Consider the following 11,115-nt stretch of genomic DNA (forward strand, 5'->3'; position numbering starts at 1 on the left):
GTAAGCCTTCGAATATCCTGTAACCACACCGATGTCACGGCCCACCATGACACCCCTTGAGATAGGTTTCAGAGGAAATGCGCACTTCTGCCCCAAGAAGCAAAACTGCCCTTGTTGTTTCGTACTCCGACATCCCCAGAGACCCTAGGGTGTACCGACAGACAGAGTGGCTAACAAGCGATGGTTGGGATGTCGACGTTATTGGGCTGGGAACTGAACCTCCCGTAAGTGTGCGCGATACATTCACCCTCTCAGCTCCGGCAAAGTGGCTCACCAGCAAGATTGGATACGTTGTTGCAGGAGCTGTTTTGCCCCGCAGGTTCTCATTCCGGCGGCAGCTATTGGACAGGGTTCCCGAAGTCGCACGAGAACGCGTCAAACGCGGTGAGTATGATCTGATTGTCCTGAACGAGGTCGAGTTCCTCCCCTGGCTGGCAAATACCAAATCGCTAGGGGCGGCACTTGGAAAAGCCCATATACATGTTGACCTTCATGAGAAGCATCGTCCCGACCGCCGTCGAAACACACTTGGCGCCAAGTTGGCGTCACCTTACTATCGCTGGCAATACCGCCAGATAGCCAACCCTCACATCGATACGAGGACGGTGGTCAATGAAGAGATCGGTAATCTCTATGTAAAAGAGCTGGGGATAGAAACCCCCACGCCAAGTCGTAACGTGCCCGCGTATGAGGATATTCAGCCGGTCGAACGAGGCGATGGAAAGATCAAACTCCTCTTCCATGGAATGGGGAGCACTGAGCGCGGCCTGCAACAGATCGTTGATGCGATGTCTCTCCTCCCCAAGAACTTCGAAGCATACTTCATGATTATGCCTGACCCCGCTACACATGCCTGGCTCCAATCACTGATTAAAAGCAGTCCGGCTCGGGAGAGGATGGCAGTGGTACCTCCCGCGCCCATGCTTGAGATCGCAAAGAGAATCAATGAATATGACGTCGAAGTTGTCTACCTTCCACCACTCAAGGACAACCTGAAGTACGCCTCTCCCAACAAATTCTACGAAGCCGTGCAAGGGCGTCTGGCGCTAGCGGTGCGCGACGACCTCACAATGGCGCCCTGGGTGCGAAAGTGGGGCAACGGTATCGTAGTCCCCGGGCACAGTGGGCGGGAGCTAGCTGCGAGCCTCAAAGAGCTCACCCCCGACGAGGTCCTGCGTATGAAGAGCTCCTCTCACGTTGTCGCCCAGAGCGTAAACGCCGAAGCAGAGGGTCGCCGGTTCTTGGAGATAGTTAGCTAGCCCTACCCATCAAGTTCATTGTTGTCCGGAAGGCTCTATCAGCTTCGAAGAAATGGCTCCAACACCTTCGCGGCTCGTGCGAGGGAATGGACTTTGGATGCGTAAATTCGCCCCTCCCCAGCTAGCTTGTCCCGCCGCAACATATCTTCGGCCAGCCCTCGGAGGACGGTCTCCACGTTAGAGGGGTCAGCTTGAACTACGGGAGTCGTGAGGCTAGTTGATGAAAGGATTTGATCCCGAGCAGACTCCCACACGTTCGCCACGGCCACTTTCTCAAGCAGCATCGCCTCTACGGAAACAACGCCGTACATCCCCAGTGATAGAGAGTCCACCACGATGTCACTCTGCTTCATCACTTCGCGGAGTTCTTCCCGTGACAAGCCGGAAGCTTCCCGATAATCAATCAATCCTTCAGCCTGCAACGTGACGGCTGCCCTCCGGACATGATCAGTTCCTTTCATCAATGCCTTGCTTGGGGCATGTAGCACCACCGGTATGTTCGAGGCCCTCTGGTTCTGATCTGGCAGATAAGCCTGACTATCAACAACGGTTGGTAACCACGTTGCACTTGGACGGTACTGCAGCAGATCTGGCGTAGAGACGAACTCCGGGATACCAAGCTCATCGGCGGCACTGTGCGCCCACATCGTTGTTGCTCTAATGGGCTCCAATAGGTCTGTCTCATTGAAGGGAGAGTGCTTCTCAATTCGCCCATGCACTTCAGGCTGGCGTACATCACTGCCATGCCAAAGTAGGCCTACGACCAGTCCTAGGTCCTGGAGCTCACGCACGTGCGCAGCGAGCACTTCTCTACGAGCTGCGGAGTAGAGGGGAATCCCAGACTCTAGGAGCACGTGCGTGAAATAAGAGAGAGCTCGACGCTGTCTGGCGGCCCACCGCGGCGAGAAGTCGGCAACATTTGGGACAACACCGAAGTCTGTCGCAAAACCGCCGGGGCCGTTTCCTCCGATACGTTCGAGGTTGACGGCTGACACTCCGGGAAGAGTCTGCGCCGCCCGCGCCCATTCGTAGCCCTGTCCAGCGAAGTTTGCCGGCCCAACGAGTAGCCTCGTGTTTCCCGGGCGCGCGACTGCGACTGTCGCCTCGTCTGAGTCCCCCCAAACTAGGCGGCCGCCTGGCAGCTTGACCCGAACTGGAGTGGGTAAGAGCGCTCCAGCCTGAAGGATCTTCTGCCCGATTGACCGAGCTATCAGTCCTGCCACTGTCGCCTACTTTCTACGTAGTTGACGAACCAAAGTACGTCCTGCCAAGTGGTAGGCCAACGGCGCTTGCGCAGAGAAGAGGTTTCGCATCATGACAGGCAGGAGGGACCCAACAGAATGAACGTTGAGAGCTGCTCCCAATAGACTCTCCAAACGAGAGGAATCCTGTTCTCCACGTAGCAGAGCCGCAATTAGCTCTGCTTCAGACTTTGAGAGAAATCCGAATGCATCCGGCTCCATGTCGAAAACCTGGATCAGCAACTCCTGCATTTGCCGTGCAGCGGTCAGGTCCCACTCATCTGGCACCCGATTACGCACCGCATCAATCACGTTCTTGCGAAGCATCTTCACGATAAACGCCTGTCGGTCATGCTTGCTGCGCATCCAGGGTTTGCTCTTATCTAGGACGCTGCCCGCCCAGATGAACTCGTCGTTGATGCTGCGAAGGGTCGTAGTGACACGGACACCTTGGTCTTCGTGGACTAGGTATCCCGGGCTCCCGAACGCAAACGCAATGTTGGCTCCGGAGAACCAAAGATGATTGGAGAACTCAATATCTTCACCTGAGAAGACACCTTGCGGAAAGCGAAGCTTCCCGAAGGTTGCCCGGCGCAACAGTCCGAGGGGTGCAGCGCGGTAGGACAACCGATCCTTCGCACCGTCGAGCCAGACTCGACGCCCGGCTCGAACCGGAGGTACGGCGGCAGTGATCCCGGAGGTATCAGAACGATTCGCAATCACGAAATCGGCAGGGTTTTTCGCATCATTTGCGATCGTTACCCAGCGATCGATTGCTCCGGGCTCGAGGGTGTCGTCAGAACCCAGCAGGGTAGTAAAAGGAGCCGTTGCCAGGTCAAATCCATGATTCATTGGGCCAGATGGACTTGGAATGTGGTCTACCAGGCTTGAGAGTAGAACCCGAGGATCATCAGCCCAGCTCCCCAGGGCCTTCTCTATGACAGCGACATCGATATTGTGAGCAATAACAATCGCGCGGGTCTTTGTCTTGTTTCCTTCGAAGAGCGAGGCCACTGCACGAGCAACCGGACGATCAGCGCGGTGAACCGGGATGACTGCATCAACCTCGATCTCTGTCCTCGCATCACTAGCAATCGTATCGACGGCATCCTTCCACACACACAGCATGCTGGTGACATCCAACTTTCGAGCGGCAACTTCAGAGTTCCGCTTCCAGTCTTCAACCTGAGATGTTGAAAGACCATCTAGAGTCTCTACCAGGCTCTCCAGCTGAAAGTCTTTAGTGACCGCGCCAATGTTGAAAGTGTTGATGCGTCTCGACATCTCCTCGGTTGGGCCAACAATCAACCCAAGGCCCGCCTGTACGAAGTCGAAGAACTTGTTTGGTAGGGCCAACATATTGTTTGTTGCCGTGGCCGGAAGAATATGTATTCCCAGGTCGTATTGGCTGAGAGTCGGAATCAAATCCTCGCTAACCACGGGCTGGTGAAGTGTGATGCGAGGCCCCAGCTCGGCAGCCAACGCCCAGAGGGAATCGTAGTACGGAGTACCAGTGCCGGTGAGATAGAGGTCAAGAGTAATGGAGTTACTGGAAGCCGCAGCGGCTCTCATCATGGTTTCTATGCTTCGGTTCGGCAGCGCTGCTCCCGAATGCGCCAACTTGATGGTGTCACCTACAGGTCCTGGCTTTGTTGCCATATATGGAAGCGCATTCTCAACTACAGCGGCAGTAAAGCCGAACTCCTTCTCATATCTATCCGCGATACCCTGGGACACTGTTGTAACTGAAGCCGCCTTAGAAGCCTGGTTCAACAGCATCCATCGGTAGTAAGGGTGGCGGAGTTTTACCCACGCGGGGTTCTGATCGTGCAGACCCGGGTAGTACTCGTGTAGATCAGCGTGTACTTTGTCAGCGCCAAAAAGCTCGATTGCGAGGCCCACTGGCTCGATGTCGTTGGTGAGGACCACATCAAACTCTCGTCCTTTTAGCACCTCTCGTGCCGCAATGTTGTTTGCTTCAAAATGCTGCGCTAATCGATACTGCTTTGCGTGTAGCAGGGCAGCCCGAATCCGCTCGGTGCGACGAGTGTCTGCACTGTCGTGCAAAAGCAGTTGGGCATTCGTATCGAAGGGCTCACCAAACCCATAAACCGTCACGTCATAGCTCTCAGTGAACAGGTCGATCTGCTTCCTGAGGCGCGCATCTTTCGCAATGTCGGAGTAAGAAACTATTAACAGCGTGGGATGACCTTTTGCGGGCTCAGCGCTCCGTGAGTCTTTGCCGTTTCCTGCCGTGATCATCTCAAGCCTCTCCGCTCTCCGATAGCAGTCCAGCCAGCGCGGCCTGCCTAGCAAAGTCTGGAACCTGGTGAACCACTTCCTCGAACGTGCCGTGGCCCAGGATTCGTCCTTGGTCGAGGTAACAGATCTGGTCGTAGTTACGAACAGTTGCTAGGCGGTGGGCGACAGTAATGAATGTGACCTCACCTTGCAAGCGCTCCATCGACTCGGTAACGCGTCGTTCCGTTGCGGTGTCAAGCGCACTGGTTGCCTCATCCATAACCATGACCAACGGATCCGAGTAAAGCGCTCGTGCAATGCCGATTCTCTGCTGTTGACCACCTGAGACGGCGCTGCCTCTCTCACCAATGTGCTCATCAATCCCGCGTCCACGGTGCACCAACTCCTCGAGGTCGGCCCGCTCAAGCGCTGCTACAACTAAGTCTTGGTCATAGTCAGGCGTCCAAGTAAGCGCAACATTCTGGGCAATAGAAGAGTCAAAAAGTGCCACGCGTTGGGGGACGTATCCAACGCGAGCACGCCATTGCCCCATTACTGATTTGAGGGGTATGCCGTCGATAGTCATTGAACCACGATCCGCTTCGCTCAGACCTAGCAGGATGTCCACCAAGGTGGACTTACCCGCTCCAGACGGTCCAACAATCGCTAGGGTTGATCCAAAAGGTACGGTCAGATTTATATCATCCAGAACGTCCTTCTCTGCCTTCGGATATCGGAACCCAACGCCGCTCAGTAGCAGCTCTTTAGGTTGCCCCGGCAAGACCTCTGTGTCTTCAGAGAGCCTAATCACCTCTTCAACCTCAACCTTGCGGAGCTCACGAATAACGTCTTTCGCATACACCTCGTTAGCAGAGGCCTGAGCCAATGTCGCCTGAACAGAGTTGAGTGCCGGGATCATGCGAAAACCAGTCACACCAAACAAGGCAATTGCGAACAGTGCCTGATTGATACCACCGGCCCAGTAGGCAAATCCGCCAACAAGAAGGAAGCCACCAATTAGTGCAGACTCCATGGCGTACTTTGGTACAACACCGAGGAACGAGATGTTTGCCCGTGCACGAGTAGCTCTACGGCGGTTCTGCTTAACGACGTCACCCACTTCGTCGAGCTTGCCGCGAAGAGTGACCTCTTTGAGCGCATCGACCATCTCGGTCATGATCGTCGCAACCTTGTATCCATAGAGGCGGTTGTGCAGTCCAGCAAGCCGCATGCGTCGGTTCAGAACGACCATGATCAAAAGCGCGACTACCCCTAGGTATATCAATGCAACTAGTGCAATCCACGGTTCTGCTATCACCAGAACAATCAACGTTGATACGAATGACACCACGTTGGAGGGAATCTGTGAAAGAGGGAGGATGAAACCAAGATTGGTGTTCGCCATCGAGGAATCGACGATTCGAGTTACTTCTGCTGTGCTGAGTTGAGACCTCTGCTCCCACGTCGACCGCGTGTATGCGCGGAAGAGATCATTGCCAACTTCCAGTTCATACCGGGCAAATCGACGAGTCGCAAACCAGTGCATCGTGACCGCCAGAACGCCTTTCAAGATGAAGATGACGCACATCGCGAGGACTAGACCAAGGGTCCAACTTTCGGGAACTGCGCCAATCAGGGGTAGAGCGACAGCAGTTCCAGAAACTATTGGAGTGATGACAAGCAGCATTAGCCCAAGTGCAGCCGTCTCCATGAGGCCAACTGCTCCGGATAAGATCGCGTACCAAATGTAGAAGGTCTTGGCTCCCGGAGGTAGAACCGTGAAGAGTTCCGAGAGAGTGTGGAGGAGATCTCGAAGACTCCCCTTCTTCTTAGGGTTTCCACGTTTCTTCATTGGACCAGCATAGCCGTGCCCCAAACGGTCACCCTGCCGATCAAATGCTCATTGACTCAAGAAATCTTCATCAAGCGTCCGCCCAACCCTTTGTGGCGTATGGACTTCCGACACGTACTTGCGACCCCTTTCTCCAATCTCTTGTCGAAGACCGTCATCACCTGCGAGCATACGTACAGTTTCCGCAATGGTTGACGAAGTTGCCTCAACAATTGGAACTTCAGCTCCCGTGAGTTCCAGGATGCGCTCCCTAGTGAATGTCCCCACCTCCGCCACCACAACTTTGCCCAAGGACATGGCCTCTAGGGAAGCGACCCCGAACAAGCCCATTCCAACTTGGTCAATAACAACCTCCGCCCCTGCCACGTGTTCGACAACTTCTGTCGGAGTCAGCCCCTGAAGTTCAACGTACTCAACCAAATCCGAAATTGTGGCGACTGCTTCACGGATGTGCGAGGTTCCCTTCAGTGCCGCGCGAGATGGAATATGAACCACCTTCAGTTTGGATGCTCCTGCGGCTCGGTTGGGGTGTCTCCTCGCTTCGGAGGACAGATCTACCCCCAAACCCCACAGTGCGGAATCATGCAAAGTCGGCAACCAGGTTGCATTCGTGCGGTACTCGAGGAGGTCCGGCGTTGAAACAAACTCGGACAGTTGAAGCTGATCGGCAACAGCCGCATTTGCCTCAGCAATCCTCTGGAGATTCGATGTCAAGCCACCAAGGTCAGACCTGAATGGCGAACCTGAGTGAGCCCGTGAATGATGGGACGGGAGCCGAATGTCAGAGCCATGCCAGATCAGACCCACCTTGACGCCCGCATCGCGCAACGCATCGACCTCCCGTGTGAGGTCTCGACCAAATCGAACTCCCATGATCGGAGTCGCGGATTCAATAAGCACGTGCGAGAAATTGCTGAGAAGCTCGCGGCTCTGCCTTCGAGACCACGTTGGCGAGTGCCTTGTTGCGTTGAGCGACGTGGTGATATCCGCAGGAAATGAGAGAGCACTCAAATCTCTCGTCGCGCAAAGGCTCACGGCTTCCAGTCCCGGAATCAGGGATGCGGAATCAGCCCATCGTTTGGCCTGGCCGGCGGTATTGAGTGGTCCTACTAGCAGAGATTTCCCACCTCGACTCCCGCGGGCAACGGAGCTGTCATCACGGCGTGTCCACGCATTCTCGTCTGGAACTATCACGCGTCGCACTTGCGGTGGTAGGCACGGTGCCATCGAGAGTACCGCAGACTTCATGACCGACCTTGAATCAGTTTCACTGTCCATGGGTTCAGGATATCTATCCTCGCAAATGGGCACTCCTGCAGAACCCCTAAGGCTCGGCATTCTTGGGATTAGGAACCGGTTGGTAGATCACGGGGACGCGTTGACAGACCCGGGGACGAGTGCTTGATAGCTAACTGCACTCGGTAAGGTTCTGCACTGAAGTCGGTAGCACCCCGTCACCACCAACCAGTCGCACTGTGGATACCTTGGAGGTACTGGCCCCAATCCATTGTGAGACTACAGGTTTCGGGAGGCAGCTTCCGTTGGCAAGCACCAGCCGTTGGTTTGCGACGCCTGCAGGTACTGCGGCCGACAGAGCATCTGGGAAGTCACGTCCCGTTGCGACCCACAAGCCCGTAGGCGCGGCGCCACCGTTCTTCGAGACATAGTCATTCACAGCGATGTTGGTCTTGTAGCGGTCAACGCCACTCACCCTGGTCATCCCGCTGTAGCTCTTGCGCAGGCTGGCCTCAAGTGTCGATGAGATGACGCCATCGCCTCCAACCAACACCACCTTGCCGGGCTTCTTCGAAGAGAGGAAACTCGCGGCTGCACCCGTAACACTCTTGGCTGCTTTTCCATCGACAAGTAGCACCGGCGCATTCAGGGCCCCACCCGCTGCGGCAGCTGTCAGGGCATCCGGATAGTCACGACCGGTTGCAATCAGAACCGTTGACACACTTCTTGACCTAAAGAACTGATCCAAAATCGCGGTTGAGGTTGCATATCTGTCCGCCCCTGAGACGCGGGTGACACCTACTCCGGGTGCTGCCGCCTTCAATTGGGACACAACCGCGTTCGACACTGCGCCAGTCCCGCCAATGATGTATATGTGGGAGGGCTTCTTGGTTTTGACCAGATTGAGACTCGCACCACTCATCGCCGAGGGGCTCGTCAGCATCAGGGAACCCCCTAATACGCTTACCGCGGGGCCAACCGATAGAGCATCCGCAAAGTCACTTGCCGTTGCAATGAATAGCGGTGCTCCGGCCTTCATCGTCTGACTATTAACGGCAACATTGGTTGCAACGCGGTCCGATCCAGCCAGGCGAGAGACCGCCAGTTGAGGTTTGGTGCCAACCGTCTCTGGGAAGAACCTCTTAAAGATGTCGTAGAAATTCTTCTGCCCGGTTGGACCACACCCGCTTACGGATGAGTTGCCGATGTAAGGCGTGTACTCATAGAGGGAGGCCGTAGCGACATTCTTATATAGGAGAGACTGTGAGCCGCAGGAGGGCGACGAATTGTGCGCGACCGTCACTGCACGGCCCGCTCTGAAAGCATCGACGTGTCCGGCCATCGACTTGATCTTGTAGGAAACCAGCTTGTCTGCCCCGTAGTAGACCTGCTTCTGGAAGCCACCCTGCGCCGGGTCACAACCGCTCCCATCAGGACAGCCACTACCCATAGCCTTGGCCCAGGTGGCAGCCGACTTGGGTTGAGTAAGACCAGACTGCTCTTTCTGCAGCGTTGTCAGGATGACTTGCGGGTTCAGGCCGCAGGCCTGAGCTGTCTTGGAGATGATGGTCCAGGGAGCCTGGCTGCCAGACATGTTCAGAGGCTGGCAACCGCCGCGCAAAGTCGTCAGGTTCACTGTGGGGAACTTGGTGTCCTTCAGGCAGGTGGTTCCGCTCCCTGGCTTGCAGGCACTCCCCTGCTTTTCGATTGCAGCTTTGATCTGCGCCTCTGTCATCGTGCCCGGATTGTAGAAGAGTGCGTCGCTGATGATGTTGGCGGCATCAAATGTTTCTGGTAGTCCAGTTGTTGCGGAGCCTGGCGTTCCCGGGGTAACCACTGAGCCGGATCCGGAGTTTGCCTTCATGTATGCCGCAACCGAGCTTCGAATGCTTGGAATCCGCGTGTAGAACGCATCTCCTGGGCAGTCGGTCCATCCGACGTCACGGTGCGCGGAAACAACTGGGACCGAAACGTACTTCCCACTCTGGTGCAGTACCGAGATTTTTCCGTCGACAGAGTTGATGCCGTGCAGCTGTAGCTTCCAAGCAATCGTCTTTGCAACTGAATCTTGTGCCGCGGCGATCGGGGCTTCTTTCATGAATCCGCCCATGACCGTGATCCCAAAGGTCGCGCTGTTTGCGTTTCCGGCGTGCGCCGCATGGATCTGGTTCGTCAAGCCCCCGGCACGACCTTCCCAAACTCCACCGAACTGATCGACAATGACGTTGTAACCGATGTCGCCCCACTTAAGTTCCACCGCATGGTATTCGTAGATATTGCGGATTTGCTGGGCTACCTGAGCCTGCGTGTAGTTGTTAGAGCTCTCAGTGTGGTGAATTACTGCACCCTGAATCTTGTTGGCCTTTGGCGTCCAAGTCATCAACGATTCGTTGGCACCCCACGCCTTTCGGGTGTTGATCTTCAAGCCTGCGTAACCGGTGTCAAAAACCGTGCCAGCTGAGTTCAAAGCTGCAGGAATTACACCGCCAACACTTGAACTGAGAACGGATGTCGATGCGCTGCGGAATGAGGCACCAGTGCCTTCAACAGCACCTTCCAGCTCAAGCAGTTCGTCACCGACGCTTGTCTCCGATTGTGGGTTACCCTCGACTGGCTCTTCTTGGTCCGGCACTGTTTCTTCCACAGCAGTTTCTTCCACTGCATCTTCGTCCGAGGCCTCTTCCGCAAGTTCAGCGAGGTTGTTCTCAAGTGGTTCAGTTGACTCGGCATCAATGACAACCAGCGTTAATCCGGGAATCGACACGTCATCCGTGCCGCGCGCTACCACCTCAACTGCATCCGCAAAGAACAGTGAGAACGGCTCTGTCCCAGCTACGGTAGCTGCGCCTTCCGTCTCATCCCCTGGTTCTTCTGCAACCTCCAGAGAGACCCACTCAGACCACGTTCCATCAAGTAGATAGCGCAGAGAGACCAACTCCGGATCTGTCGCCTGCGGATCCCAAGTGACAGCAATCAGAGCGTTATCGGTCTTGAGATCAGTGCGAACGATATTGACGTCTACTTCACCTTCGAGGGCGCGACGCGCCTGTGCGTCAACGTCCGCATCCAACTGTTCCACGGAACCGGGGGCAACGGCTTCCACCTGTTGAAGGTCTCCGACCTCCTCTGGAACCGCTTCACCATCCGTGTATCCGGACTCAACCGCAGCTTCGACGAACTCGACTTCACTGACCGTAGGTTCAACAGACATAGGACTATCGTCTGCTGCGGCAGCCGGGGCGCTTAGCCCCACCAATGCTGTCCCCATCACAAGGGCGCAACATGC

Annotated in this window: 6 protein-coding genes; 1 reads left to right on the plus strand and 5 read right to left on the minus strand. The window is 55.7% G+C overall.

Annotated elements, in window-relative coordinates; genetic code table 11:
• Positions 1-149: 149 nt before the first annotated feature.
• Positions 150-1,259: a hypothetical protein gene (locus IDL90_RS04000; protein WP_187994431.1), complete on the plus strand. Its 1,110-nt coding sequence runs from the start codon at positions 150-152 to the stop codon at positions 1,257-1,259.
• Positions 1,260-1,297: 38 nt separating this feature from the next.
• Here the strand turns inward: IDL90_RS04000 and IDL90_RS04005 are convergent, their stop codons facing one another.
• The 5 genes from IDL90_RS04005 to IDL90_RS04025 all read right to left on the minus strand — a co-directional run bounded on the left by IDL90_RS04005 (position 1,298) and on the right by IDL90_RS04025 (position 11,040).
• Complete coding sequence (locus tag IDL90_RS04005; RefSeq protein ID WP_187994432.1) at positions 1,298-2,482, minus strand: hypothetical protein; 1,185 nt, start codon at positions 2,480-2,482, stop codon at positions 1,298-1,300.
• 6 nt (positions 2,483-2,488) lie between these two features.
• Positions 2,489-4,762 (minus strand): hypothetical protein, encoded by a 2,274-nt coding sequence (locus tag IDL90_RS04010; RefSeq protein ID WP_187994433.1) that lies wholly within the window; start codon positions 4,760-4,762, stop codon positions 2,489-2,491.
• A 1-nt stretch (position 4,763) separates the two neighbouring features.
• Complete coding sequence (locus IDL90_RS04015; RefSeq protein WP_187994434.1) at positions 4,764-6,593, minus strand: ABC transporter ATP-binding protein; 1,830 nt, start codon at positions 6,591-6,593, stop codon at positions 4,764-4,766.
• 48 nt (positions 6,594-6,641) lie between these two features.
• Positions 6,642-7,466 (minus strand): hypothetical protein, encoded by an 825-nt coding sequence (locus IDL90_RS04020; protein ID WP_187994435.1) that lies wholly within the window; start codon positions 7,464-7,466, stop codon positions 6,642-6,644.
• A 535-nt stretch (positions 7,467-8,001) separates the two neighbouring features.
• A complete protein-coding gene (locus tag IDL90_RS04025; protein ID WP_187994436.1) occupies positions 8,002-11,040 on the minus strand; it encodes a cell wall-binding repeat-containing protein in 3,039 nt (1,012 codons plus the stop codon).
• Positions 11,041-11,115: the final 75 nt, after the last annotated feature.

Origin of the sequence: Schaalia sp. JY-X159 (genome assembly GCF_014525425.1) — a bacterium.
Lineage (GTDB): Bacteria > Actinomycetota > Actinomycetes > Actinomycetales > Actinomycetaceae > Scrofimicrobium.

Coding starts and splice junctions, on each gene's coding strand:
- IDL90_RS04010 (WP_187994433.1), bottom strand. CDS start 4,762: ATGATCACGGCAGGAAACGGCAAAGACTCACGGAGCGCTGAGCCCGCA.
- IDL90_RS04015 (WP_187994434.1), bottom strand. CDS start 6,593: ATGAAGAAACGTGGAAACCCTAAGAAGAAGGGGAGTCTTCGAGATCTC.
- IDL90_RS04020 (WP_187994435.1), bottom strand. CDS start 7,466: ATGGGAGTTCGATTTGGTCGAGACCTCACACGGGAGGTCGATGCGTTG.
- IDL90_RS04025 (WP_187994436.1), bottom strand. CDS start 11,040: ATGTCTGTTGAACCTACGGTCAGTGAAGTCGAGTTCGTCGAAGCTGCG.